Genomic DNA, 26,314 nt, shown 5'->3' on the forward strand with positions numbered 1-26,314 from the left:
GTGACATAAGAGGAAAAGCTGCTCAGTCGAGTATGCTGCTTGTGTGACATGTTGGTTTGACTGACCTTCGACAACAATATGATGAATGGATGAGGACAGAAAATCCATGTTCATAACAACAGAAGCAACGAGTCGTGTATTGCGTGATGGTGCGGCTGAGTTGCGATGGGAAGTATTTGTCCGTGAGCAAAATGTTCCCATGATCCTTGAGATAGACGCATATGATCTGCGTTCAGATGTGATTCACTTAGTGGGGTATGAAGTATGTGAAGACACTCCATGCGCTGTGATAGCAACGATTCGTATTGTTCCACTATCAAATAACCGGTATCGTTTAGGACGTTTCGCTGTGAAGTATGCTTGGCGCAAAAAAGGCAAAGGGTCACAGCTTTTACGCGCAGCTCATGAACACATCTCGCGGCTTACTCCTATCGGTCAGGAAGCTCACATTCTTTTAGATGCGCAGGTGCAGGCTGAAAAATTCTACGAGAAACACGGGTATCGTCCCACAACTCATGAGGTTTTTGAGGAAGCAGGGATTGCTCATAAAGAAATGATCGCCGTGGTCGCATCACTTCAAGAACGCTAAAATCAGGTTATGGCTTCGCGGGAATCTTTTGTTCACTTACATAATCATTCTGAGTATTCGATGCTTGACGGAGCCGCGAAGATCAAACCAATGGTGGCTGAGGCGGCTCGTTTAGGTCAGCCCGCTATCGGCCTAACAGATCACGGTTATCTTTTTGGTGCATATGAGTTTTATGCTGCCGCAAAAGCTGCAGGTATTCAGCCGATTATCGGCCTTGAAGCTTATGTGACTCCAGGTACTTCACGTTTTGATCGACAAAAAATCCTGTGGGGGGAACCTTGGCAGCGCGCTGATGATGTATCTGCTGGTGGCGCATACAATCACTTGACTTTGATTGCCTATTCAACTCAGGGAGTACATAACCTTTTTCGTTTAGGTTCTCATGCTTCTTTAGATGGGCAATTTGGTAAATGGCCGCGTGCCGATAAAGAACTGCTGGAACGCTACCATGAGGGTTTAATTGTTTTTTCAGGGTGCCCTTCGGGTGCAGTTCAAACACGTATGCGTTTGGGACAATGGGATGAAGCGGTGCGTGAAGCCGCAGAATTACGCGATATTTTTGGTCCAGAGAATTTTTATGTAGAAATCATGGATCACGGGATAGAGTTTGAACGCCGTACACAAAAACAATTACTTGAATTAGCGAAACTGATGGATGCGCCTTTGGTGGCTACAAATGACGCGCATTATGTGAAAAAAGAAGATCGTCGTGTCCAAGATGCTTTGCTGTGTATTAACTCGGGTTCACGTATTTCTGATCCGGATCGTTTCAAATTTGATGGGGATGGCTATTACATACGTTCCTCAGAAGAAATGCGTGATATCTGGAAAGAGCTGCCGCAAGCATGTGATGCGACCTTAGAAATTGCTGAACGCTGTGAAGTTGAATTTCGTACGACACGTGAGGGTGCTTCGTACATGCCTGATCCACCGGTTCCTGCAGGTGAGGACAAAACTTCATGGTTTATTAAAGAGGTCGAACGCGGTTTGCGTTTACGTTTCCCTCAAGGTGTGCCAGAGGAGGTGCGTCGGCAAGCTGAATATGAGGAAGATGTCATTATTTCTATGGGCTTTCCGGGGTATTTTCTTACGGTTGCTGATTACATTAACTGGGCGAAAGAACAAGGAATTCGTGTAGGTCCAGGACGAGGTTCTGGTGCAGGGTCAATGGTTGCTTACGCTATGCGTATTACTGAGCTGAATCCTTTAGAACACGGCCTGATTTTTGAACGATTCTTGAATCCGGAACGCGTGTCGATGCCTGACTTTGATATTGACTTCGACGAACGTCGTCGTGATGAAGTCATTGAATATGTGAAGCGGAAGTACGGTGAAGATCGAATTAGTCAGGTTGTCACTTATGGCACTATTAAAACGAAACAGGCTCTGAAAGATTCAGCACGTATTTTGGGGCGAGATTTCAAAGTCGGGGAGCAGCTCACTAAAGCGCTGCCGCCTTCGGTGATGGGTAAAGACATCACTGTTGCCGGTATTTTTGATCCTGAACATAAACGGTATCCTGAGGCGAGCGAATTTCGTAAATTCTACGAAGAAAACCCTGATATTCATGAAGTGGTTGAATATGCGCGCGGTTTAGAGGGAATTACTCGTCAATGGGGTGTTCATGCCTGCGCTGTGATTATGAGTTCTCATCCGCTGATGGATATTATTCCCATTATGAAGCGCCCTCAAGATGGTGCTGTCATCACTCAATTCGACTATCCCACGTGTGAAACTCTGGGTCTGTTGAAAATGGACTTTTTGGGTTTACGTAACCTGACGGTGATTTCTGATGCGTTAGAAAATATTTCACTGAATGGGAAAGAAGTTCCTGATCTTGATCGTCTGGGTTTGGATGATCGCCCAACATATGAGTTACTCGGGCGTGGTGAAACTCTTGGTGTTTTCCAGCTTGATGGCGGGGGGATGCGTGATCTCCTCAAGTTGATGAAGCCAGATAACTTTGAAGATATTTCAGCTGTAGGTGCTTTGTATCGTCCTGGTCCGATGGGTGCAAATTCTCATACGAATTATGCATTGCGTAAGAATGGCCGTCAGGAAATCACACCTATTCATGCTGAATTAGCTGAGCCTCTGGCCGATATTTTGGGGACGACATTTGGTTTGATTGTCTACCAAGAGCAGGTTATGCAGATTGCTCAGAAACTTGCTGGTTATTCTTTGGGGCAAGCGGATATGCTGCGCCGAGCAATGGGAAAGAAAAAGAAAGAAATTCTTGACAAGGAATTTGAACCTTTTAGTCAAGGGATGCTTTCTCAAGGGTATTCAATGGAGTGTATTCAGACTTTGTGGGATATTCTTGTGCCTTTCTCTGATTATGCTTTCAATAAGGCGCATTCGGCTGCTTATGGTTTGGTGTCGTATTGGACGGCTTATCTTAAAGCTAATTATGTGACTGAATATATGGCGGCGTTGCTGACCTCAACGAAAGATAATAAAGATAGGCGAGCATTGTATCTTGCTGAATGTCGTCATCAGGGGATTACGGTTTTGCAGCCGGATGTTAATGCTTCGATGGCTACTTTTGCTCCAGATGGTGCGGATATTCGTTTTGGCTTGTCGGCAATTCAGAACGTGGGAGCAAATGTCGTAGAAGCAATTGTTCAGACACGTGCTGAAAAAGGTAATTTTTCTTCATTCCAGGATTTCTTAGATAAAGTGCCTCAAGTGGTGTGTAATAAACGCACTATTCAATCTCTTATCCGTGCGGGGGCATTCGATTCTTTAGGTTATACGCGACGCGCTTTACTTTCACGCTGCGATGAAGCAATTGATGCAGTGATTGATCTGAAACGTAATGAAGCAATAGGTCAATTTGATCTTTTTGGAGCGGCTCAGATAGATGAGGGGCAAGGTGCGGGACTTGCTATTGAAATTCCTGATGTGCCTGAATTTGATCGGCGGCAAAAGCTTGCTGAAGAGCGTGAAATGCTTGGCCTGTATGTTTCGGACCATCCTTTACGTGGTGTTGAAGCTGCTTTGGCTCAACATCAAGATCAAGAAATTGCGACTATCGTTGGCTCTGATGAGGCAATAGGGGAGCGTACAGTACGCTTGGCAGGTTTGGTTTCCTCTGTTCAAACAAAGGTGACAAAACAGGGTAATCCGTGGGCTGTTGCTGTTGTGGAGGATTTGTCTGGTTCTGTTGAAGTGCTCTTTTTCCCGCGTGCATATGAGACAATTCAGTCCTATTTGGTGCCTGACATTATTGTGCAGGTTGAAGGGCGTACATCGGTTCGTGACGATCAGGTGAGTGTGTATGGCCAGTCGATGACGATTCTTGATTTACGTGAGGATACTGATACGCCGTTGAAACTCACGTTGCCAGCTACTCGATGCACGGCTGAGGTTTTGACACGTTTGCGTGAAGTTTTGGAGGATTTTCCTGGAGCTTCCCCTGTGCAACTGTATGTGACGGAGCCAGGGCGGACTACGATTGTTGAATTGGATTCAAAGCTGCGGGTTTCCCAATCTTCGGCCTTTTTCTCGCAAGTGAAAGCAATTGTTGGGGTTGATGGGGTTGTGCAGGATTAGTCTGCTTTTATTTGTAGTCTTTACTTACCTATAGTGATCTGTTGTTCTTTAGGTGTGGCTGCTCATTATGCGGCTCTGCTTGCCTTGATTGAAGATGCCCACCTATGTGTCGATATGACATCGTGTGTCAGATGTGCAGAAACTGCGTTGCGGTAGTGTGCGGCTGTGCACCCGCGTGCGCTATCACCTAGAGGTGATATTAGTTGTGGTGATCTGTTGCCTCTGCTTCTTCGAGGGCTTCAAGAATTGGCTGATAGTGAGCGTGGACGGCTTCAATATAGGTGGCGGTATCGCCTTGTTCAGCTGCTTCCAATAGACGTCGGTGTGAGAAAGCGGCATGTGTGAGGTCGCCTCGTGGTTCACTCATTGATTGAAGTGCGCTCATATGAATCATCCACATGGCGTTTGTTAATTGATGTGCCAGAGGATTTTCGATTTGTGAAACAAGTGCTGTGTGAAAAGCAATATCCTCATCCATGAACATATGTTTTTTCTGCGCTTTTTCTTCCATCGTATTAACGATGTCGTGCAACTGCGTATCGTGTGTTCCATGGAAAGTTTGGCAAATATCATCTGCCATACCAATGTCGAGAATGACACGTATTTTCACTACTTGTCGTAGTGCTTCTAATGAATCAGGGGCTAAAGAAGATCGAAGGAGAATTGATTTGACTAAGGGGCGCATTGTCATTTGGCCAACGAATACACCGCGTCCTTGTTGTACTTCGACAATTTCAAGTGCTTGGAGCTGTCGTAGTGCTTCGCGTACAGAGGAACGTGAGACTCCCAGAGTCTGACAGAGAGTGCTTTCTGTGGGTAGTGGATCACCTGGTTGGAGACGGTGCTCAAGAATGTAGTGCTCAATTGCTTCCATTGTGACTTCTGAACGGGACAGAAGTGTGGGAGTAGGAAGCTCGCGGGGGAGTAATGTGTAGGGCTGAGCCGAACGAATGGCCATGTTTCTCCTCGATGATACGTGTTCTTAGCTCAGTGTAGAGGAAAGATCGTAAGGTAACGATTCGGTTACGGTATGGAAGTTTTCGTCGAACGTATTGTGCGCTCTGGAAAATAAGGTTACTATAAAAAAGTCATCCCGACTGATATCAGTTGTCTGACATCTGTTGTCTGAATAATTTCTCAAAGAGGAGAATACGATGTCTCGTACTCGTTTCGCCGCCGCCGCAGCCTGTGTAGCAGCAGTCGCTTTGACTCTGTCTGCATGTGGCTCAGGAGCTTCAAGCACATCCGGAAGCCAAAGTGCAGCACCTGCACAAAGTGCTGCCAGTGGCCCAGTGGGCACTTTGACTGCCGGTGTTGCTTATGAAACAACCAACTATCACCCCTCCAACACAAGCTCAGCCCTTGCTATGGGAACAAACTGGCATGTAGTTGAAGGTCTGTGGGAACGTGATTTGGCAACAGGCAAGGTCTACAAAGCCCTTGCTGCCGATGACGATTTGAAGAAGATCTCCGACACCGAATACGAAGTAATGCTTCGTGAAGGCGCCAAGTTCTCTGATGGTACCCCAGTGACCGCAGAAGACTTCGTGAGCTCTTTCAAGCGAACCACTGCTGACGGCAATATTTACGCTGGCATGGTGAACTTCATTGACTCAGTGAGCGCTAAAGATGAAAAGACAGTGTCCATCAAGCTCAAGTCGCCCTTCTCGCTGGCAAAAGAACGCCTCGTTGTTGTGAAGGTTGTTCCGACCTCAGCAAGCGATGAAGATTTGACCAAGAAGCCTGTGGGTTCAGGTCCATACAAGTACGATTCCATTACCGACACTGAAATCACTGCTGTTCCAAATGAGCACTACAACGGTTCGCGTCCTGCCACTGTTGCCAAACTCGTGTGGAAGCCGCTGAAAGACGACACCGCTCGTACAACAGCTGCTCAAGATGGCACCATTGACGTAATGGAAAGCGTTCCTGCCGACAATGCGAGCCTGCTGAAGAACTCAGGCTTGACCGTTGATCGTGCCAAGGGCTTCGGCTTAGCATTCATGATCTTCAATACAAGCAAGGCGCCTTTCAACGATGCTCGTGTACGTCAAGCATTCCACTATGCACTTGACTTAGACAAGATCGTAAAGAACAACATGTCAGGTGAAGCTGTGGCAGCAAGCTCCTTCCTGCCTGAAGATCACCCGAATTACCACAAGGCCGCCGTTGTCTACAACCACGATGTTGAAAAAGCAAAGTCACTGCTTGCAGAAGCCGGTGTGAAAGATCTGTCGATCTCCTTGCTGACCACCGATCACCCATGGGTTTCTAACCTTGCTCCGCAAATCAAGTCGGACCTTGAAGCCATTGGTGTCAAGGTGAACCTCCAAGCTCTGGCTTCGGCTTCCCTGTACTCTGACAACTTGGATGTTGACAACCCGACCTACGATGTTGCGGTTGCCCCTGGCGATCCTTCCGTCTTTGGCAATGACCCTGCTTTGCTCATGAACTGGTGGCTCGGTGACAACGTATGGACCCAGAAGCGTTCATTCTGGAAGGTTTCAGACCCCACCAAGTTTGAAGCATTCAAAGCCATCATGGACGAAGCTGTCACCCTCGAAGGTGCAGCACAGCAAAAGAAGTGGGATGAAGCTCTTGACTTCGTTTCACGTGAAGTACCGGTTTACCCGCTTTTCCACCGCAGCCTCTTGACTGCTTACAACGGACAGAAGGTTCAGAACTTCAAAGCAATCGGTATGACCGGCCTGAGCTTACTTGGTGCCACAGTCACCGAGTAATCGTCTGAACATATCGGACCTTGACAAAAAGGAGGGACGGGACAACCTCCCGTCCCTCCTTCTTTGTCAGGACTCACCAGTACAAAGGAGAACTGCACGTGAATAACCTCATCAGGCTTATCGGGCGAAGGCTTATCGCCCTACCACTGATGATTTTGGGAGTCACCCTCCTGGTTTTTGTCATCATGTCTTTATCACCCATTGATCCGGCTTACTCAGCTCTGGGTGAAAGTGCTTCAGACGCACAACTACAGGAATACCGCGAACTATATGGTCTGAACGATCCCGTATATGTCCAATTTGGACGTTATATCGTCGGAATGCTCCACGGTGATCTTGGTGTATACGGTAAATCAGCATTGTCTGTTTCCGACAAAGTTTTAACAGCGCTGCCCCTCACAATGCAACTCACATTCCTTGGCCTCCTCATCGCTGTCGCAGTTGCATTCCCCTTGGGCATCATCGCAGCTATCTACCGCGATCGTTGGCCCGACCAAGTAATACGCATCCTGTCAGTTGCTTGTATCGCTACCCCCTCATTCTGGCTTGCTATTCTCCTTATCGTTATATTCCTTGGGAAACTTCCAGTTTCAGGTGCTTTACCGCCACTGACAGATAATCCCGGAGGATGGTTCCTCCGTATGCTTTTACCTGCGCTTGCACTGGCAGTTCCCGTTATCGGTCAGCTCACACGTGTTGTGCGTACATCAATGGTTGAAGAACTTGACCGTGACTACGTTCGTACAGCTCTGGGCGCAGGAATCCCTCGTCGTATCGTCATCAGCCGTAACGTTCTACGCAATGCCCTCATCACTCCGGTCACCGTACTCGGCTTACGAGTCGGATACCTTATGGGTGGTGCCGTCATCATTGAAATTATCTTCAGCTTGCAAGGAATGGGACGAGTCCTCATCGACGGTATTACAAATAACTGGGTCACAGTAGTTCAAGGTGCGACCCTCGTCGTTGCTATGGCATTCATTGTCGTCAACATCGTTGTCGATCTTCTCTACGTCCTTATTAACCCTCGCATCAGGGCGGTGTGACACATGCGTAAAAAACTTTTCAACTCTCTTGCCCGACCGGGTGTACGTTTGAATCGCTGGAAAGCAATGAGCATCCGCTCACGGATTGCATTGCTTTTCCTCATCCTCATTGTTTTCAGCGCAATTTTTGCACCATTGCTGGCAACACATAACCCTGAATTTATCGACATCAAAGCCCAAGCACCCAGTGCTGAATACATTTTCGGTACAGATAATCTTGGCCGTGACGTTTATTCACGTATACTTTACGGCGGCCGCTACTCAATGGCCGTAGGCCTGTGTGCAACAGCTTTGGCTTTATTCTTTGGTGCCGTCATCGGCTCAATTGCAGCGGTTGTACGTAAGTCTTTCTCTGAAGCGATTATGCGCGTGATGGACATTATTATGGCTGTCCCCGGGATTGCATTGGCTGCTGTGGCTGTTCTTGTCTTCCGTAATCCTGAAGCACCGGAATCACTGATCTTTGTGATTATTTGTTCCATTGCTTTTGTCTATGTTCCACAGCTGACACGTATCGTTCGCGCCAATGTTATAAGCGCCTATGGTGAAGACTACGTGAACGCAGTTATCGTTTCCGGTGCTCGCGCCCCTTGGATTCTTGTCAAACACGTGATCCGTAATACGGCGGCGCCAGTCCTCGTTTTTGCTACTGTCCTTGTAGCTGATGCCATTATCTTAGAAGCCTCATTGACATTCATTGGTGCAGGCTTACAAGAACCCACTCCCACGTGGGGTAATATCCTTTCCGCCGCACAACAAGGAGTGCTACGCGGTGAATGGTGGCAAGCACTATTCCCAGGTATTGCCATTATGCTTACCGTCCTTTGCCTCAATATTTTGTCCGAAGGTATTACTGACGCAATGGTGGCAGCCCCCAGCGGGCAACTGAAAGATGCTCCACGCTCTGACTCTGAACGTGAAGCAGACCGACTTCTCATCGATCCTGTTGCAGCACACGAAGCACAAAGGGAATTGCTGTCGGCACGCCTCCAACAATTACGTTCAGTAGAAGGCACACGAACCGATCGCACACATCAAACTTTCGATGGCGAACCGTTACTTGAAGTGAAAGACCTGTGCATTAAATTCCCACGTCACGGCGATGTCAATGTCGTTGACCACGTGAGTTTTGCTGTGCGCCCCGGTCAAACAATGGGATTGGTCGGTGAATCAGGATGCGGTAAATCCATCACCTCGCTTGCGATTATGGGTTTGCTTGATCCAAAGGCTGAAATCAGCGGTCAAATTCTGTACCGTGGTCAGGACCTGCTCACAATGAAACCCAAAGAACGGCAAGCATTGTTGGGGCACGAACTTGCAATGATCTATCAGGATGCTTTGTCGTCGCTCAACCCATCCATGCTTATTCGTTCCCAAATGAAACAGCTGACTTCACGCGGTGGGACACGTACCGCCGAAGAACTGCTTGAGCTGGTAGGCCTTGACCCGAAGCGTACCCTTGAGTCATATCCTCATGAGCTTTCCGGTGGTCAGCGTCAGCGTGTACTTATCGCTATGGCATTAACACGTGACCCCAGCCTCGTTATTGCAGATGAGCCGACAACTGCTCTTGACGTTACCGTACAAAAGCAGGTGATTGACCTCCTCAATACACTGCGGCATAAACTTGGATTTGCCATGGTTTTTGTCTCCCATGACTTAGCTCTTGAAGCTGAAGTGGCCGATGCAATTACCGTAATGTACGCAGGGCAAGTCGTTGAACAAGCCAGTACAGCTGAACTCCTCATCCATCCCGTACATGAATACACGCGCGGTTTGCTTGGCTCTGTTTTGTCAATTGAAGCAGCCAGTGGACGTCTGCACCAAGTTCCTGGAACGGTGCCTTCACCAAAGGACTTCCCCACAGGGGACCGTTTCGTTCCACGTTCATCGCACCCCACTGTGGGCTTGCATCAAACGCCTGTACGTTTGCATATTCCACAAACAGACCACTACTACGCCAGTGCAGTGGATGATGACGGTAATGTGCTGATGCCAGTAGCGGAAGTTCTGAGCAACCGTGAAGGTCAGGAGAAAGACCAATGAGCGACGTAACCCCAATTATTGAACTCGATGATGTGAGGGTGACCTACACCTCTCGTACAGGAAAACTTTTCCAACCAAATAAAGTACATGCAGTTGATGGTGTATCCATGCGGCTTTTGCCGGGACAAACCATTGGTATCGTCGGTGAATCCGGGTGCGGAAAATCAACAACTGCCAATGTGATGTGCGGTCTGCGTACGCCTTCATCAGGCAGAGTATTTTTCAAAGGCGTGGAAGTCACTAAACGTACAGCTGCTGATCGTCGCCGTATTGGTCGCGTTGTCTCTGTCGTATTTCAAGATCCTGCCACCGCACTCAACGCGCGTATGATGGTTCGTGAACAGCTCCTTGATCCTCTTTTAGTCCATAAAGTAGGAACAAAAGAATCACGTGAAGCACGTGTACGTGACCTCATTGCGATGGTTGGTTTACCTGATTCTGCATTAGAAGCTTTGCCGGGACAGCTCTCTGGTGGACAACGTCAACGTGTTGCCATCGCGCGAGCTTTATCCATTGGCCCTGACGCAATTATCGCTGACGAACCTACATCTGCTTTAGACGTGTCTGTGCGCGCGCAGATCCTTAATTTGTTGACAGATCTGAAAGATGAACTTGGACTAGCAATGGTCTTTATTTCTCACGACATTCAAACAGTGCGATATGTTTCTGACCGTATTGCTGTGATGAATGCTGGGAAAGTAATTGAAGAAGGCCCAGCTCAGGATATCTTGAACTCACCAACGAATGACTACACCCGTACATTATTAGGAGCAGCTCCTTCGCTCCTGCATCCCGCTATCTGAAAGGTTTCCTATGTCCACCGTTTTTCGAGGGATTATTCCTCCAGTTGTCACACCTTTAACTGAGGATCGTCGTTTCGACGTAGCCTCCCACGAACGTAATATCGAACGAATGATTGAGGCGGGTGTCCACGGTCTATTCATCTTGGGTTCATCCGGTGAAGTTGTTTTTAATACCGATGAGCTTCGCCGCGAAATCATGGAAACAACAGTGCGTATTGTCGATGGTCGCCTACCGATTCTTGCAGGTGTCATCGATACGCAAACTCCCCGTGTACTCGAACACGTCAAAGTAGCTGAAAGCTGTGGTGTAGATGGCATTGTATCGACAGCTCCCTTCTATGCTTTAGCTGGTATGCCACAAGTTGAACGTCATTTCCGTGTACTGCGTGAAAAAACAGAACTGCCAATTTACGCGTATGATCTTCCGGTATGCGTCCATGTGAAGCTACCTGTTGACATGCTGATCCGTTTAGGTCAAGACGGTGTAATTCAAGGTGTGAAGGACTCATCAGGTGATGATGTCTCTTTCCGTTTCCTTGCAATGCGTAACAAAGAAGCGGGACACCCATTGCAACTATTTACAGGCCATGAGGTCGTTGTTGATGGTGCATATATGTCAGGTGCTGATGGTTGTGTTCCTGGTTTAGGTAACGTTGATCCGCACGGCTATGTTCGTCAATGGAATGCTTACCAAGCAGGTGATTGGGAAGCAGTACGTAAAGAACAGGATCGTCTGGCTGATCTGATGACATTGGTTTTTGCAGCTACCGGTATCACTGGCTACGGTGCCGGTGTGGGTGGCTTCAAGACTGCGCTGGAACTGCTTGGTGTGCATGAGACAAATCAGATGCCAGAGCCAGTTCAGCGACTTGGTGAAGCAGATCGTGAAACTGTGCGCCAGATTTTGGTACGCGCGGGTTTACTTGAGGCATAAAAATGGCGCTCTTGTCTATCGACATCGGTGGAACAAAAATTCGTGCCGGCCTTGTAGAAGGTGACCAAGTACAAGAAACGGTTACCTTTCCTACTGAAGCTCACAAAGGCGCTCAGCATGTTCTGAGCGTCGTTGTGAGGGCCAGTGAGGTTCTGAGTGGTTATGACGGCATCGGTGTCGCATGCGCGGGTGTTGTCTCTGAAGGAAAAGTTATCTCAGCGACGTCACTTTTACCCGGCTGGGCTGGAACAGATGTAGCTGGTGCTTTACGTGAAGCATCAGGTGTAAAAGTAACAGTCCTTGGTGATGTGCATGCTCACGGTATGGGTGAGGCCTTATGTGGCGCAGGTCGTGGGTATTCCTCATGTCTGACTGTCGCTGTAGGAACCGGGATTGGTGGAGCCTTCATTGACAATGGTTGCATCCAACGTGGCGCACACGCTTTAGCAGGACACATTGGGCATATATCCACCTCGTATGCTGAAGGGCTTGAATGTTCGTGTGGTCGTAGCGGCCATGTAGAGCCTTTAGCCTCTGGTTCTGGGGTAATGGATCGCTATGAGGCGCTTACTGGTGAACGGTGTGATGGTCGTGAAATTGATCGACGCGCCCAAGCTGGTGAGCAAAACGCGGTGGATGTTCTTTATGGTTCTGCGCGCGGTCTTGGCGAGGTACTGGGATCTGTAGCGAATGTGATGGACCCAGCGGTATTTGTTCTATCTGGCTCTATGACCCGTTCAGGGAAAGGCTGGTGGGATTCCCTCGCCCAAGGTTATGCTTCCTCAGCGATGAATTTGGTTCGTGAAACACCGATTGTTCTGGGAACTTTAGGTGATGATGCTCCGCTGATCGGAGCTGCCATGCAATGGAGAAAAGAATGGCAATAATTGAATCTTTGAAAGGGAAACTGATTGTTTCCGTCCAAGCCTACCCGGGCGAGCCTATGCGACACCCGGAAACGATGGCTCAGATTGCGCGTGCCGCCGAGATCGGTGGTGCTGCTGCTATCCGCTGTCAGGGATTAGCAGATATTTCTGCCATCAAAGGTCAGGTAAAAGTACCTGTCATTGGTTTGTGGAAAGAAGGCGACTCAGGCGTATACATCACACCTACATTGCGTCACGCTCGGGCGTGTTCTTTAGCGGGTGCTGACATTGTTGCTATTGATGCAACGCGACGTCCTCGTCCTGATGGTCGTTCTTTTGCACAGGTTGTTGAAGCACTACATGCCGAAGATGTCCTCGTGATGGCTGATTGTGGGTCTTTTGATGATGCGCAGATGGCTTACGAGGCTGGAGCAGATATTTTGTCGACAACTTTGGCAGGCTACTCGGGCGAGCGACCAAAAACAGATGGCCCTGATTTAGAGCTTCTGCGCGAATTTGTTGCCGCTTTTGATCGTCCGGTGATCTGTGAGGGGCGTATTCATACTCCACAAGATGCGCAGGCAGCGATTGCAGCAGGTGCCTGGTCAGTGGTGGTTGGTACAGCTATTACACATCCGACAACTATTACCTCTTGGTTTGTGGGTGCAGCCACCGGCGTTGTTCCACAAATTCCAGGACACTGATCCCGGGAAGGGAAGAACATAAGCATCTTCCTGTGCCTGTGATCGCTTAAATGGTATTACGTGCTCATGCGATCAAAACGTGGTACCTCATGAATATCTGAGGCTGTGGCCGCAAGGATTAAATCCCTGCGGCCACACTCTTTTATTCTGACAAGAGAATGAAGCTCTGTGTCATGTTCATCTGGGTTCCATGTGAACTCACAAAAATTCTTTATTCAAAGCGTTCTCGTGAACCGACAAGGAAATCCGCGATAATCTGTTGAACCCTGCGCCACACAGTTGTGCCAGAGATCGATAAGGTCCCATGATACGTCCCTGGCATCAGGTGGAGTTCTGCGCAAACTCCTGCTTCAACCAAAGCGCGAGTCCATTCAAAACCCTCATCACGTAAAGGATCTACCGGATTAATAAAAGTAACGACTCGAGGAAAATCAGGGGAATCAGCAAAAGGCAATAAGCGAGGCAAAATATCCGGTGAACGACCATCTAAATAGCAAGCCCACGAAGCTTCTGTTTTTTCGCGATTCCACATAGGCGCATGAGCTTGGGTACTCATCGAAAGAGAAGACATTGTCGGATCAATATCCGGTTCCAACATGATAATGCCTTCGATACGGCGCCCGTGCTTTTCCATATGCCACACGAGGACTGTTTCTACGAGGCCTGCGCCTGCAGAATCACCGTATAAAAAGATTGGGATATTTTCTGTTTCAGGAAGCTGAAGTGACCATTCTAGAGCAGCTAAACAGTCACGGGGGCCTGCAGGGAAAGGAAACTCAGGGGCTAAACGATACTCAGGTGAAATGACGAGTACATTAAGGTGATCGGCGATTTCAGCATTACGCAGATCGTCAAGTTCAGCGGTTCCAGCAGTGTATCCACCTCCGTGGATGGCAAAAATGACAGCGCGAGGAGTATTTTCACGAGGGCGCCACAGACGTATTTCTTGGGGACCATTTTCTGCAGGAAAAGAAGTAACTTCTAAACGGGCTCCCGGCACATCAACAATTTGAGCTTGTCGAGCTTGTTCTGCACGGTTCCGTATTCCTTCAAGATCCCACTGAGGAAAAAGAGGGCCTCGTAAAGCATCGCATACCTCGGGATCTAAAAACATGTGACTCATTGGTGTTACCTCGTATATGTGTGGAGAAATGGGGAAATAGCTTCGTGGAAAGCAGCAGGGTTTTCGCGGCGAACACAGTGACGTGCCCCGGCGATCAGATGCGAGGAAATAAGAGGGTTACCAGCCGAATCAATGCGGGAAATACCATCAGATCCAAGGAGGACATCTGCGCCATCGGATGTAATCACAAGGAAAGGAACGCGTAGTTGAGGCAAAACATCTATCCATGGCTCAGTCAAGCCAACAATTCCTGCGTGAAGGATATTCATATCAACGTCATATTTAGCTTGCAGCCACGGTAAACGTTCTGAATCTGGCCATGTGGGGTAATCCATGCGGTTGCTTGTGAGGGCATCGCATGGCTGTTCACGCAGGTGGAGGAGACGCTGAGCCTCTTGAGGACCCCACTGCTTATAGTACTGAGCAAGTTCGATGGTCAGCCACGCGGGGTCTTCTGCGATACACGCGCGCAGCAGGTCAGGGCGCGTGTATGCGAGCTGTGTCAGCAAAGCGCCACCCATAGAATGACCGATTCCGCAGGCTGGTCCGTACAGGTGAACGAGGTGTTCAACTGTATGTTCTAAAGCAGCGGAGCAGGCAGGGAAAGGATTGTGCTTATCGGTAGAGGATAGGCGTGGCGAGAGGCCGTGTCCGAGAGTGTCGATTGCAGCAAGGCGGAAATGCTGAGAAAGACGAGTAATGAGATCGGCGAGCGAGGCTGCTGAATCAGTGACTCCGTGACATAAAACAATAAGCGGAGCCTGTGCTGGGCCGCTTATATGAGTATTGAGCATGGTTTCGTTTGCACACATGTGTGACATCACCTGCTGATCGTATCAACTTGTCAGATAAATTTCTTGCACTTGAGAGAGGATTTTCTCCCTGAAGCGTTGTAATGGTGAGAGTATTTTTTGAGGGATTCACCGCTATCCCATGAAAGGCCTCCTCCTATGAGGAAAGGCAGGAGAAGGCCTTCACAATAATTCGCCAAAAATGCCTAATTATTCTTTTAAGCGGCCTCGTGTGAGTCGAAGGCGAATATCTGCTTGGGCGGCTATTTTTTGTGAATGAGTAACAACGATGACGCATTTGCCTTTTTCGTGAGCAACTGCGCGTAAGATACTGCTTACTTCGGCAGCTGTGTCAGCATCCAGATTTCCAGTTGGTTCATCGGCCAAAATAATAGGAGCTGGCGAAACTAGAGCGCGTCCTATAGCAACACGTTGTTGTTGCCCACCGGAAAGTTGAAGCACGTTGCGGTGAATTTCTGTTTCACTCAGGCCAAGATCAAGCAATACGGAAGCCTTCGCCTTCCTATTGACTAAACGTAGATTTTCTAAAGGTGTTAAATAATCAATGAGGTTATAGTTCTGAAAGATTAGAGCAACATTTTGCCGCCGATGATGTGAATATCCTTTTGTTTTAATATCTTCTGATTGAAAGAGGACATTGCCGGAAGTGGGTGTATCAAGGCCGGCTAATATATTTAATAGAGTGGATTTTCCTGAGCCTGATTTTCCGACAATTGAATACAGGGTTTCTGGTTCGAAAGTATAGGAAACATTATTCAGTATGTTTTCGGCTTGTGATGTATAAGAGTATGAGACTTTTTCTAATTTAAGGAGTGACATATTTTTTCTTTCTAACTGAGTGTATTCAAAATGGAACGAGGGCTACGTCGAAATAATGGGACTAAAGAAATGATTAAAGCAATAAAAAGAACACAAATCCCCAGCCCATAAGCACTCAGGAGATATATGAGGCTGAATGGGTGGCTGCCGCTGTGAGGAAGTGAAGTATCGCCAAGGGCATCAAGTATCCATGTGCTCAATGTTGAGGTGAGTGTTAAGCCGCATATGAGTGACAATGCGCTTGCGAGGGCGTAAAGGATAGAGACTTCATATACGTATTGCATGATGATGCGTATTTTTGTTGTTCCTATTGCTAGGAGTATCCCTATTTCACGTATTCGGCCTCGCGCCCAAAAAATGAGGATAAGTGTAAGTAATGAAATAGCCGCTAAAACAGTTCCTGTTAAAAGCATATGGATAATCGACTGGATCGATGTAAGGGTATCCAGTATGGACACAAATTCTGTGGAATTGTCAGCGATAGTGCTCTCTGGAGCAATTTCTTGGGCTTTTTTCACAGCTTCACTAAGGGAATCAGCATTATTTACTAGGTAACGTGCAGAAGTTAAATTTTGAGTGTGAGAGAGTGCTTGTGCCGAGTGAAGATCTGTGAAAATAAGATTTTCAACATATTCGGCGGGCAGGGTCCCTGCTTCTTTGAGTTGCCCACAAAAGATTCCTTTGATGGGAATTTCCCTCATGACTCCTTCATATGTGAGACGCACAGTGTCACCGATTTTTAGCTGATTTTTTTCTGCGAAAGTACAGTGGATCAGTGCTCCCGAATCTTCATTGTGTAGATGTTTACCGGCAGTGAGTGAGAGAATAAGGGAAGTAAAATGAGGGTGAAGTGCTGAAGACGTTGTTCCCACGAATGTGGCTTGTTTATTGAGTGTTTCTTCAGTGATAACAGAGGAAGCACGTGTGATGACCTGCGCTCCGATGGGTTCAGCGATTCCGTATTTTTCGTAAGCCTGATCTTTAACGTGAGAAATGTTTCCGATTTTTTCCGCTGTACTTAGATCTAATTCGCTGTCATCAGATTGAGGAAAAGCAGCAAAAGTAGCACCAATGTTGGATGAAATTACCTGCTGCGCATGATGGATTGTTGAGGAAATCCCTGCGTGTATTACAAGTAAAGTGAGTACGCTGCTTAAAACGAAGAAAAGGAGCAAACTGCGGGTCTTACGTCGGGTCAGCGCATAATATGCGCGTCGGCTGAGGTTCATACCCTCATAATTGGCAGATTGGCTCATGAATGTGTTCCTAAAAGTTGACGTGGCACAGTGCGCAGCATGGGAGTTGAGGAAATAAAGACGCAGATCATGATGACGGCTAATGTGCATATTCCTGCAATTGTGAATGCTGAAGCGCTGATATTCACCTGTAAAGTGTCGAGGGTGCGTAATATTGTGGACGATTCAATATCAGCGCCTATTTGCCCCATACGTGAAATAGAACGAAGCGCGGATTTATTTGCTTGGGCGAGGACAGAATCTCCTATATTTTGAGCAATTTTTGTTGATATGACATATGAAATAAGCAATGAGGGTATGACAATAACAATAAGTTCAGTCATATGTTGTATGAAAATACTGAATTTGCTTAGGCCAAGAGAAAGAAAAACTCCGGTTTCTTTTTTGCGTTCATTCATCCAGAGGAAAAGAACAAGTGAAAGAATAATTGTGCTGAATATGAATATGACAATCAAAGTTGTGCGGATAATTGTATGTATTCCAGTTATAGCCGTATTAATACCAGCAAAATATTGACTATTTTTCGATATGCTGAATTTTTTCCAATCAATATCTAAAGTGGATACTTTTTTCATGACGGCATCAAGATCAGCGTTTTCACCTATTGTGAAACTTGCGTCATGGTAGATCTCGTTTTCGCTGTTTGTCCCATTGAGTTCGCGTGTGGTTGTCAGGTCTGTCAGCAAAATATTGCTTGTAAGTTCAGAGCGCGCTGAAGCTCGTTGAGGGTTATTTCCTTCAAAGATTCCGATTACTGTTGTGGCGACTTCAGCTTGATGATGAAAGCGATTATCGGGGTCGTACACATTTGTTTTTAAGGTGAGCGTGCTGCCGATATGGAGATTATTTTTATGAGCGAAATCCTGATGAATGACGCTGGTGTGACTATCACTGTCGGTGATGTGCTTGCCTTCAATGAGTTTTAAAGTGTTGGAACGGAAAGGAGAATACGCAGAGGAATCATTCATTCCTTCTACATCGAGGGCGTTTCCAAATTTTTCTTCCTCATCGGGATGGTAGTAATCGCCTCCTTCGATTTTGAGGATTTCGGCATTTACGGGGTCTGCAAGTGAGAACTGGCGTGCATTGTAGGAGGAAATCTCTGTGAGAGCGGCAATTTTGTCGATATCTGCTTTTGTGACGACGCCAGCTCCTCGTGTTGTGCCTAGATTATTTTGGAGGTTATTTCCTAAAGAAAAACCTGCACCTATGTGTGTCTGTACGTGGGAAGCGGCAGCATGTGTTGCTTGCTCTACGCTGAAAGAGACGATGAGTAGTGTGCTAATGATTGTGCAAATAAAAAGGACAATTATCGTTTTTATATATTTTCGGATTACATACCGCAGTGCGCGGCCGAAAAATGTCACAGTTCCTCCTTGAAGGTGGCAATGATTGCAGTCAAATAGGGTTTCGGTGTATTCGACTGTAGAGCGTAGAAGTACAAGCTGAAGGTTTCCTGAACTTTCTGTGTATGGTAAGTAAATGATGGCTGATTCTTCGCTGGTGATTGTGAAGGGTATGTGAAAGCGTGTATTTGTGAGGGCATATGACTGTGATGGGGTATGTCTTTCATTTTCTTGTATGCGGATATTTCTTTGGGCATTAAATGTGGGACACTAGGTGTATGCGCGTGTATTTGCCCCTTATTTCAACGGAATTGTCACTTGATGTACTTCCTCGTCGGAGATGCTGGACAGCGCGGCCACCCTTGGGGCTGAATGGGGAAGAACGAGAGCTTTTAGAAGACGATGCTCAGACTGAAGCAGCTTTGGATTCATTGATATTGTTACGTGAAAATCAGGGGAATGCTTTGCGACGTATAGTAGTTGCTCTTGATGTTGATGACTCGTGGGCGGCGAATCTGTCGAGTGAAGGCGTAATAGCTATTCCTGATGTGGATTGTACACATGGGAAAATTGCAGCGATTCTTATTGATGGAGAAGAATCAGAACCTGCAGTGCGTGCTGTCATTGAAGCTGAGGAACAAGAACAAGCTGATGAGGCTATAGCTGCATTATGGGATGAAAGCTTGGAATGGTATGACGCGGAAGAACGCCTTGTACTGGCTGGAAAGCTGCACGGATAGTAAAGGTACGTGAGTAATAAAACAACACGACTGATACTGCGCTAACACTTGTTGCTGTGAGTAATGTATTTTTTCCTTTTGATTTGAGTATATGTGAGCTGAAGGTTAAGCGCGTACGCGCACAGTCGATCCTATGGATGGGTTCCAGCGAATGTTTACTTGTTCAGGGATGCGCCGTGACATTTCTTCTACGTGGCTGATTACCCCGATGGTGCGTCCTTGTTTTCGTAATGCGGTGAGCTGATCCATGACAATTTCTAGTTTATGTGCGTCTAAGGAGCCGAATCCTTCGTCAATAAACATTGTATGTAATTCGATTCCACCTGTTTCTGCTGTGACGACATCAGCTAATCCCAGTGCTAAAGCAAGTGAAGCATAAAAGGTTTCCCCACCAGATAAGCTGCGGGTGCTACGTATTTCTTCGGTGTCATGATCGATGATGTGTAAGCCAAGGCCTGATTTGTGTGAGCGTGTGCCGTCATCAAGTGAATGACGCAGCTCGTAGCGCCCTTCTGACATGCGTAAAAGACGTGGGTTAGCTGCGGCTAAGACTTCCTCAAATCGGGAAATTAAGACCCATGAAGCTAAAGGAGTACTGTGCAAATTTTCTGGTCCGTGTGCTGTAGCAAGAGCGCTGAGGCGTCGCAGTGGTCCAGATTTTTTCTCTGCGGCGCTGAGCTGTGTGTATGCTTCCTGTAAATCTTGGAAAATACCTGTGGCTTGGGCAGTGGTTTTTTCGTAGGTGAGTATTTGCGCGCGTATATGCGAACATGTTGTTTGCGCGGCTTCGTAAGCAGTGCGATGAGCGTGTATATCCGGTGGGGTGGCTCCTTCAGGGATATCTGCGCATAGTGCAGCAAGTTGCTCACGTGCTGTGCGTAGTTCATATTCGTGTGTGTCAATGCGCTGTTGATATTCGCTATCTTGTTCGGGAGTGAGCAGGTCAGCCTGGAGTGTTTCCTCGCATGTTGTGTCATAATCGAGTCCGGTTTTTTGAATCGTGTGTCGATAGCGTTCCTGTACTTCATGAATATTTTTATAGAGAGCAGGAAGGATATGCATGATTTCCTGTAAGGAATCATGAGTATCTTTCATATGCAGTAGTGCTTCACAGTATGAAGCAAGATCATGCGTTGGAATATGTATATCTGCTAATTGTGCTTGTGCTGTATCAATTTCTTGTTGTGCTACGTGTATAAGAGCATCGAATGAAGCAGACTGTTCGTGCAGATGTGTGCGAGTATTCTTTTTTTCTTCCAGTAGGGCTTGTTGTTCTGCGAGTTTTTGTTCAAGTTCTTGCTCACGTAGTAAGGCTTCTTGAGCTTGTGTATATTCTGTGCGTGTTTGCTGGATTAGATCTTCTAATTCTTGACGTGTGCCTTGAGCGATTTCTTGCGCCGAGGAAAGTTGTGTTGTGTATGTTGTATGGAGCACGCGTGCTTCTTCGAGAGCACGGTCTGCTTGTTCTTTTTCTTTATGTGCTTTCTCAACATCACTGCGTGTTGTGAGCGAGAGGGGAGTCGTTTCTCCAGATAGATCAGGGGGCGTGAGAATATGAGCAGGATGAGGGTGTGCAACTGAGCCGCAGACAGGGCAAGGTTGGCCATCAATGAGTTCTGTAGCGAGTGAACGGGCTGTGTCATGTAACCATTGTGTGTGAATGCTGTGTGCAATATGCGCTTGTTTTTGCGCATGGGCAAGAGCTTTTTCGCAAATAAGTGCATGTTTGCTCATCAAAGTGTTGAGTTCTTCTGCGCGTATTGCAGCTTCGAGCCGTTGCTCTAAACGAAGGAGTCGTTCCTCATATAAAGATAGGGAAGTACTCAATTGACGAAGTTGTGTCAGTTCATTTTCATATTCCTTGATCTGCTGCGGAATTTCATGACATTCGCCTTCCACAGTAAGTAGAGCAGAATCCAGAGTTTCACGTGCTTTGTAGGCGGAATCTTTTTTCGCGCGGTGCGTTTCTATATGGTTGCGATAGGTGAGCGCAATATCGGCTTGCCGCTGTGAATGGCGAATATAAGTATCAATTACGGAAAGTTCTGTCTGCAATGATGCGAGGTCAGATTTATCAAAAGAATCAGGCTGTTTCCATATATATCCAGATAATTGCGCAGTATCACTGAGTTTTTGAGCGGCACTGCGTGCTTTTTCTTGAGTAGCTTTTAATTCTTTTTCTGCTTGTTTGAGCGCGACATATTCACTGAGGACGAGGGCCGCTTGTGAGGATTTTTCACGTGCTGTGCGTAAAACACATATGTGTTCTTCGTCTTTTTCCCGTTCGGAAATTACGTGTTCTAAACTACTGCGCTGCTTGAGTTTGTCACTTAGAACTTGAGCTTCTTGGAGGGTGTTGTGCAGACAAGTAGCGTGTTCACGAGCTTTTTCTTCTTGTCGCTGCGCTTCTACAATGAGGCTGCGAAGATGCTCTATACGCGCATGTGCCTCAGTAATGTATTTAGTTATTGGAAGAACAGAGGGCGTATTTTCATGTACAGAAATTTTTTCTTGACTGAGAGTACTAGCGTAGGAGTGTAAAACATCGGGAGGTATGTGAGTTTCTTTTTCAGTGACAAGGTGAGAAGGCGAATCTGGGGCTTTGTACTGAGGGTCTATTAGATGAGCCTGAATAGTAGAGGAAGCTGTGTCTGTGTCTGTGTCTGTGTCTGTGCCTGTGGATAAATCATCAGTAAGTGCATGAAAAATTTCCCACGTATGTTCGAGAGCGCTTCGAGCTGATTCCACATGAGTGTTACTTGTGTGTGCTCGTGCGCGTAGTTCTTCTTGCAATTTGAGGTAGAAACCCGCTCCGAAAACATCACGCAAAATACTTTCGCGCTCATCAGATTTTGCTATTAAGAAACGTGAAAATTTGCCTTGCGGTAACACGATTGTCTGTAAAAACTGGTCTTTATTCAAACCGACACATTGACGGATCTCCCGATCAGCTTCAGCAATTGAACGTGAAATCACGTCAACGGATATGAAATTCCCCGAAGACTCCACCACTTTTTCTAAGTGAATAGTCGCATTCACATCTGTTTTTCGTCCAGGGCGAGTGTATTTAGGTGTGCGCGTTACCCGATAGATACCACGAGAAACTTCAAAAACAAGCTCAACCCAACTACGGTCATTTCCTTGACAATATGAGCTACGCATACGTGATCTATCAGAATCACTTTGTCTGGCCACATCTCCATAAAGGGCAAAAGTTATCGCATCAACAAGCGTGGATTTACCGGCCCCTGTTGGACCTTCAAGCAAAAATAATCCAGCAGCATCAAAAGCATGAAAATCAATTACCTGCTCTTTATGGAATGGGCCAATGCCACATAGAGTAAGACGACGGAGTTTCATTGCTGTTCCTTTATACGAAGATCTGCTACCACGTCATTTAATGCTGCACTTTCGTGCGCAGTGAGTGAGGCCCCACCGACATCAGTGAAAAATGCATGAAGAATCTGATGGACACTATGTGTACGAATGTCATGTGTGCGTGCTATCTGAGCATCGGGTACATGCTCAGGTGTATGCATAATGACGAGGGCATATGGGAAATATTCACGTAAACGTGGAACCATCTCACTTGGTCGTGAAGAATCGGTGACATTAATGGACAGCCAATGTTGGCGCATATCTTCATAAGTGCCGCAGAGGAGTTCATCCATTGAATCTGTGATGACAGCCAAAGGCCGATAAACAGGCACATCGAGTATCTCAATATGGCGAATTTGATGTGCATCGCATTCAATCAGGGTCACACTTTTTGCAGTTCCGGCTTCTGAAAAAGAATACGCCAACGGCGAACCACTATATCGAATAGGTACAGATGCCCCATGAATATTTTGCGGACGATGTAGGTGTCCGGCTGCAATGTAGTCAAAACCATGTGTCACTATCGGAGCATTCGGATCATTTTCTGGAGAAACTGTCAGATCGAAAATACTGGCAGGAATACTATCGACACCGCCGACGTGAATATCACGTTCAGAATCTGAAGCATTGCCTCCGACAATGAAAGCATGAACCATGCACACAGCCGGTCGATCATCACCCTCAAGGCGACGTCGTGCTAAATCATGCCGTATTCGCTTCACAGCAGCCTGTATAACAGCTTCATGAGAACGACCAATGGGTTCGTTTGAATCAGAATCGCGTAAAGCAGTACGTACCAGATCAGGTTCAAGGTAAGGGATCGGATAAATTAAAACCCCTGAACCATCCGTCGCATTAATATCAATTGCCTGACCGATAAGGTGAATATCACTGACGATACGTAAACGTGGACTCAAAAGTTGTGAAACAAAACCTAAACGTGTGGCTGAATCATGGTTACCTGGCGTGAGAATAACAGTACATAAACGACACAGCTCCTCAAGGACGTAAGAGAGCTGCCGTACAGAAGAAACAGGGGGTAAAGCTCGATCAAAGATGTCGCCGCTAATAAGGACAACGTCCACATCTCGTTCTTTCACACAATCAATGAGCCAGCGTGTAAACAGATCAACAGCCTCATGTAGATCTACCCCATGTAAGCTGCGACCAAAATGCCAGTCCGATGTGTGAAGTATCCGCATATAACTACTTTCGCACCCACCCCCTACATCTGCAGACAATTCTCTTGAAGAACAAATAATAGAATATGTGATGTGTGTCATTTATTCTGTGGTGAGAACAATACAGAAACCCACCCTACATACACACCTCTTGCATTATTCCCGGTGCAGAAAAATATTCTGCACACATGTATGCAATAAAGGATTAGCTGCTAAAGCACTGCCACCCCACGGTCCTTCAACACCGTGAACAGAGGTAAATACGCCACCTGCTTCACGCACAATAGGTACCAAAGCGGCCATATCATGGAGAGCTAACTCTGGTTCGCACGCGATATCAACAGCACCTTCAGCAACAAGCATATAGCTCCAAAAATCACCATAAGCACGGGTGTACCATGCTCGCTTCAACACATCACACATTTCAGCATCTAAACCAATGCTATCCCAACCATGAAGCGAAGAATAAGACACAAAAGCATCTTCAACTCGACTAATTCTTGACACAGATAAGCGTTCAGGAAACCCACCACGTGACGACATCCAAGCTCCTAAATCCTGAGCAGCCCACCAACGACGCTGGAGTGCAGGAGCTGACACAACTCCAACAACAGGCTGCTTTTCATCAATAAGGGCAATCAAAGTCGCCCATACAGGCACACCACGAATAAAATTACGTGTCCCATCAATTGGATCAATAACCCACATACGGGACGAAGCACCGAAAGAACCACGCTCCTCGCCAATAATCGCATCTGTAGGACGTGCTTGACTTAGACGAGTACGTATCTGATCCTCCACTAAACGGTCCGCATCTGAGACAGGAGTCAGATCAGGTTTAGATTCCACCAGTAAATCATCTGCACGAAAACGCGCGAGAGTGAGATCATCGGCAAGATCGGCAAGATCTAAAGCAAGCTGTAAATCATCAGCATATGAGCGGGTGCATGTCATAACTCCTCACCGTACCCATATGGAGAAGACGTGGTGAGCAATTCCCGACAGATGAACCATTTCCTGTCCTAAAGCTTGCTGTTGAAGGAAAAATACTTCACATACGCTCTCAAACAGAACGCATCCCCAGAAAAAGAAAACCCCTGCAGAAAGCGCATGTGCGTGCTGCCGAAAACGACAACACGCACATGCGCTGATAGAAGCGCAGAAAAACGCTCACCTCACGCTAAACGAGCACCTTCAGTTAATGCTTCAAGTTTCGCCCACGCAATCTGCGGATGAATACGCCCGCCTAAACCACAATCTGTTGAAGCAATCACACGTTCATCACCTACAAGATCAGCGAACTGACGTATACGCTGAGCAACCAAACGCGGATGCTCCACCACATTTGTTGAATGGGAAACAACCCCTGGGATCAGATACTTTCCATCAGGAAGAACAGTGTCTTTCCAAATCTCCCACTCATGTGCGTGACGCGCGTTAGCAGCCTCAAATGTTAAACCGTTCGCATTCACTTCCAAAGCCAAATCAACAATGGCCGCAAAATCCAGATCTGTTGAATGAGGGCCGTGCCATGAGCCCCAACATACGTGGTAGCGCACAAGAGAAGGATCAATGTCACGCAACGCATAATTTAAAGCCTCAATACGAACTTTCGAGAATGCGCGATAATCCTCAATTGAAGGCTCCACAACGAACTGATCCCATGACTCAGCCAAATCAGGAGCATCAATCTGCAGAGTTAAACCAGCCTGAGTAATCGCTAAATACTCCTCACGAAGCGCTTCTGCCCACGCCCACACAGCAGCTTCGTCATCTTCGTAATACACATTGCCAATACGCGCAGCAGAAGCTGGTGAAATCGCAGCAACGAAACCATCACGAGCCTCACGTCCCGCAGCATGGAGAGCATGAAGTAACGCATCCACGTCACGCTGAACAATTTCGTGACCGATATACTTCAACTCACCTGTTACTACCGGCCACACGGGAATAGAGGCAGTCGCCAAGTGAATACCTGAAGTGGGATCATGGTAAGCATCATCAAAAGCTACCCAATCACGCCGGTCAGTCATATGGTCAAGAACGAGGCGTCCTGAACGCGACGGGCGAGGAGCAGGAGGCTCTTGCACGATCTCCAGGCCGCTAAAACGTGTAAATGAATAGGACCACCATGCTCCATAATCAACTGCAAGTGTCATTGCATGGCCATACTCGCCATCATTAACAATGCTCAAACCAATATCGCTTTGACGTGCGATAACCGCATCGGTTTCTTCACGTAAAAGAGTGGAAAATTCTTCACGTCCCAATGTTCCTTCTTCGTATTTCTTATTAGCCTCCAATAGGCGAGCAGAACGAGGCAGAGAACCAACATGGGTTGTTAAAACAGGCATGTGAATATCCTTTTATCAATA

20 protein-coding genes are annotated in these 26,314 nt (G+C 47.0%); 10 read left to right on the forward strand and 10 right to left on the reverse strand.

Annotation, left to right across the window (positions count from 1 at the left end; genetic code table 11):
- The first annotated feature begins 85 nt into the window (after window positions 1–85).
- Window positions 86–589, forward strand: coding sequence for a GNAT family N-acetyltransferase (locus LRP54_RS02170; RefSeq protein WP_231234805.1), 504 nt, complete (start codon window positions 86–88; stop codon window positions 587–589).
- A gap of 9 nt (window positions 590–598) precedes the next feature.
- Window positions 599–4,144, forward strand: coding sequence for a DNA polymerase III subunit alpha (gene dnaE / locus LRP54_RS02175; protein ID WP_231234806.1), 3,546 nt, complete (start codon window positions 599–601; stop codon window positions 4,142–4,144).
- 199 nt (window positions 4,145–4,343) lie between these two features.
- Here the strand turns inward: dnaE and LRP54_RS02180 are convergent, their stop codons facing one another.
- Window positions 4,344–5,102, reverse strand: a complete 759-nt coding sequence (locus tag LRP54_RS02180) for a FadR/GntR family transcriptional regulator (protein ID WP_231204723.1) — start codon at window positions 5,100–5,102, stop codon at window positions 4,344–4,346.
- Between the two features lie 196 nt (window positions 5,103–5,298).
- Here LRP54_RS02180 and LRP54_RS02185 point away from each other — a divergent pair, with 196 nt between their 5' ends.
- The 7 genes from LRP54_RS02185 to LRP54_RS02215 all read left to right on the forward strand — a co-directional run bounded on the left by LRP54_RS02185 (window position 5,299) and on the right by LRP54_RS02215 (window position 13,284).
- Window positions 5,299–6,885, forward strand: coding sequence for an ABC transporter substrate-binding protein (locus LRP54_RS02185; protein ID WP_231204725.1), 1,587 nt, complete (start codon window positions 5,299–5,301; stop codon window positions 6,883–6,885).
- Window positions 6,886–6,983: 98 nt separating this feature from the next.
- Window positions 6,984–7,931: an ABC transporter permease gene (locus tag LRP54_RS02190; RefSeq protein ID WP_231204727.1), complete on the forward strand. Its 948-nt coding sequence runs from the start codon at window positions 6,984–6,986 to the stop codon at window positions 7,929–7,931.
- A 3-nt stretch (window positions 7,932–7,934) separates the two neighbouring features.
- A complete protein-coding gene (locus LRP54_RS02195; protein ID WP_231234807.1) occupies window positions 7,935–9,977 on the forward strand; it encodes a dipeptide/oligopeptide/nickel ABC transporter permease/ATP-binding protein in 2,043 nt (680 codons plus the stop codon).
- A complete protein-coding gene (locus tag LRP54_RS02200; RefSeq protein WP_231204731.1) occupies window positions 9,974–10,780 on the forward strand; it encodes an ABC transporter ATP-binding protein in 807 nt (268 codons plus the stop codon). The genes LRP54_RS02195 and LRP54_RS02200 overlap by 4 nt, the downstream gene beginning before the upstream one ends.
- A 10-nt stretch (window positions 10,781–10,790) precedes the next feature.
- Entirely contained in the window at window positions 10,791–11,714 is a 924-nt protein-coding gene (locus tag LRP54_RS02205; RefSeq protein ID WP_231204733.1) for a dihydrodipicolinate synthase family protein, read from the forward strand.
- A 2-nt stretch (window positions 11,715–11,716) separates the two neighbouring features.
- A complete protein-coding gene (locus LRP54_RS02210) occupies window positions 11,717–12,601 on the forward strand; it encodes an ROK family protein (protein ID WP_231204735.1) in 885 nt (294 codons plus the stop codon).
- A complete protein-coding gene (locus LRP54_RS02215; protein WP_231204737.1) occupies window positions 12,592–13,284 on the forward strand; it encodes an N-acetylmannosamine-6-phosphate 2-epimerase in 693 nt (230 codons plus the stop codon). Before LRP54_RS02210 ends, LRP54_RS02215 begins: the two co-directional genes overlap by 10 nt.
- A 211-nt stretch (window positions 13,285–13,495) precedes the next feature.
- Here the strand turns inward: LRP54_RS02215 and LRP54_RS02220 are convergent, their stop codons facing one another.
- From LRP54_RS02220 to LRP54_RS08465, 5 genes are all read right to left on the reverse strand, one after another.
- Entirely contained in the window at window positions 13,496–14,407 is a 912-nt protein-coding gene (locus tag LRP54_RS02220) for an alpha/beta hydrolase fold domain-containing protein (RefSeq protein WP_231204739.1), read from the reverse strand.
- A 5-nt stretch (window positions 14,408–14,412) separates the two neighbouring features.
- A complete protein-coding gene (locus LRP54_RS02225) occupies window positions 14,413–15,201 on the reverse strand; it encodes an alpha/beta fold hydrolase (RefSeq protein WP_231234808.1) in 789 nt (262 codons plus the stop codon).
- A 207-nt stretch (window positions 15,202–15,408) separates the two neighbouring features.
- Window positions 15,409–16,038, reverse strand: a complete 630-nt coding sequence (locus LRP54_RS02230) for an ABC transporter ATP-binding protein (protein ID WP_231204743.1) — start codon at window positions 16,036–16,038, stop codon at window positions 15,409–15,411.
- Between the two features lie 11 nt (window positions 16,039–16,049).
- On the reverse strand, window positions 16,050–17,294 hold the full coding sequence (locus LRP54_RS02235) for an ABC transporter permease (protein ID WP_231204746.1): 1,245 nt from the start codon (window positions 17,292–17,294) through the stop codon (window positions 16,050–16,052).
- A complete protein-coding gene (locus LRP54_RS08465; RefSeq protein WP_231204748.1) occupies window positions 17,291–18,661 on the reverse strand; it encodes an ABC transporter permease in 1,371 nt (456 codons plus the stop codon). Before LRP54_RS08465 ends, LRP54_RS02235 begins: the two co-directional genes overlap by 4 nt.
- A gap of 257 nt (window positions 18,662–18,918) precedes the next feature.
- Here LRP54_RS08465 and LRP54_RS02245 point away from each other — a divergent pair, with 257 nt between their 5' ends.
- Window positions 18,919–19,380 (forward strand): DUF6912 family protein, encoded by a 462-nt coding sequence (locus tag LRP54_RS02245; protein ID WP_231204750.1) that lies wholly within the window; start codon window positions 18,919–18,921, stop codon window positions 19,378–19,380.
- Between the two features lie 105 nt (window positions 19,381–19,485).
- On the opposite strand, the gene LRP54_RS02250 is transcribed toward LRP54_RS02245, so the two are convergent.
- From LRP54_RS02250 to LRP54_RS02265, 4 genes are all read right to left on the reverse strand, one after another.
- Window positions 19,486–22,740 (reverse strand): AAA family ATPase, encoded by a 3,255-nt coding sequence (locus LRP54_RS02250; RefSeq protein ID WP_231234809.1) that lies wholly within the window; start codon window positions 22,738–22,740, stop codon window positions 19,486–19,488.
- Complete coding sequence (locus tag LRP54_RS02255; protein WP_231234810.1) at window positions 22,737–23,960, reverse strand: metallophosphoesterase family protein; 1,224 nt, start codon at window positions 23,958–23,960, stop codon at window positions 22,737–22,739. Before LRP54_RS02255 ends, LRP54_RS02250 begins: the two co-directional genes overlap by 4 nt.
- 135 nt (window positions 23,961–24,095) lie before the next feature.
- Window positions 24,096–24,893 carry an inositol monophosphatase family protein gene (locus tag LRP54_RS02260; protein ID WP_231204756.1) on the reverse strand — a complete coding sequence of 266 codons (798 nt, stop codon included), beginning with the start codon at window positions 24,891–24,893 and terminating at the stop codon, window positions 24,096–24,098.
- 221 nt (window positions 24,894–25,114) lie between these two features.
- Window positions 25,115–26,293, reverse strand: coding sequence for a cobalamin-independent methionine synthase II family protein (locus LRP54_RS02265; protein WP_231204758.1), 1,179 nt, complete (start codon window positions 26,291–26,293; stop codon window positions 25,115–25,117).
- Between the last annotated feature and the right edge of the window lie 21 nt (window positions 26,294–26,314).

The sequence above is a fragment of the Schaalia sp. lx-100 genome (assembly GCF_021083625.1).
GTDB lineage: Bacteria > Actinomycetota > Actinomycetes > Actinomycetales > Actinomycetaceae > Pauljensenia.

Excerpts from the sequence above, each read along its gene's own strand:
- LRP54_RS02195 (WP_231234807.1), top strand. The coding sequence starts at position 7,935 with ATGCGTAAAAAACTTTTCAACTCTCTTGCCCGACCGGGTGTACGTTTG.
- LRP54_RS02260 (WP_231204756.1), bottom strand. The coding sequence starts at position 24,893 with ATGACATGCACCCGCTCATATGCTGATGATTTACAGCTTGCTTTAGAT.
- LRP54_RS02225 (WP_231234808.1), bottom strand. The coding sequence starts at position 15,201 with ATGCTCAATACTCATATAAGCGGCCCAGCACAGGCTCCGCTTATTGTT.
- LRP54_RS02210 (WP_231204735.1), top strand. The coding sequence starts at position 11,717 with ATGGCGCTCTTGTCTATCGACATCGGTGGAACAAAAATTCGTGCCGGC.
- LRP54_RS02205 (WP_231204733.1), top strand. The coding sequence starts at position 10,791 with ATGTCCACCGTTTTTCGAGGGATTATTCCTCCAGTTGTCACACCTTTA.
- LRP54_RS02220 (WP_231204739.1), bottom strand. The coding sequence starts at position 14,407 with ATGAGTCACATGTTTTTAGATCCCGAGGTATGCGATGCTTTACGAGGC.
- LRP54_RS02170 (WP_231234805.1), top strand. The coding sequence starts at position 86 with ATGGATGAGGACAGAAAATCCATGTTCATAACAACAGAAGCAACGAGT.
- LRP54_RS02230 (WP_231204743.1), bottom strand. The coding sequence starts at position 16,038 with ATGTCACTCCTTAAATTAGAAAAAGTCTCATACTCTTATACATCACAA.
- LRP54_RS02265 (WP_231204758.1), bottom strand. The coding sequence starts at position 26,293 with ATGCCTGTTTTAACAACCCATGTTGGTTCTCTGCCTCGTTCTGCTCGC.
- LRP54_RS02200 (WP_231204731.1), top strand. The coding sequence starts at position 9,974 with ATGAGCGACGTAACCCCAATTATTGAACTCGATGATGTGAGGGTGACC.
- LRP54_RS02250 (WP_231234809.1), bottom strand. The coding sequence starts at position 22,740 with ATGAAACTCCGTCGTCTTACTCTATGTGGCATTGGCCCATTCCATAAA.
- LRP54_RS02185 (WP_231204725.1), top strand. The coding sequence starts at position 5,299 with ATGTCTCGTACTCGTTTCGCCGCCGCCGCAGCCTGTGTAGCAGCAGTC.
- LRP54_RS02180 (WP_231204723.1), bottom strand. The coding sequence starts at position 5,102 with ATGGCCATTCGTTCGGCTCAGCCCTACACATTACTCCCCCGCGAGCTT.
- LRP54_RS02245 (WP_231204750.1), top strand. The coding sequence starts at position 18,919 with ATGCGCGTGTATTTGCCCCTTATTTCAACGGAATTGTCACTTGATGTA.
- LRP54_RS02255 (WP_231234810.1), bottom strand. The coding sequence starts at position 23,960 with ATGCGGATACTTCACACATCGGACTGGCATTTTGGTCGCAGCTTACAT.
- LRP54_RS02235 (WP_231204746.1), bottom strand. The coding sequence starts at position 17,294 with ATGAGCCAATCTGCCAATTATGAGGGTATGAACCTCAGCCGACGCGCA.
- dnaE (WP_231234806.1), top strand. The coding sequence starts at position 599 with ATGGCTTCGCGGGAATCTTTTGTTCACTTACATAATCATTCTGAGTAT.
- LRP54_RS02215 (WP_231204737.1), top strand. The coding sequence starts at position 12,592 with ATGGCAATAATTGAATCTTTGAAAGGGAAACTGATTGTTTCCGTCCAA.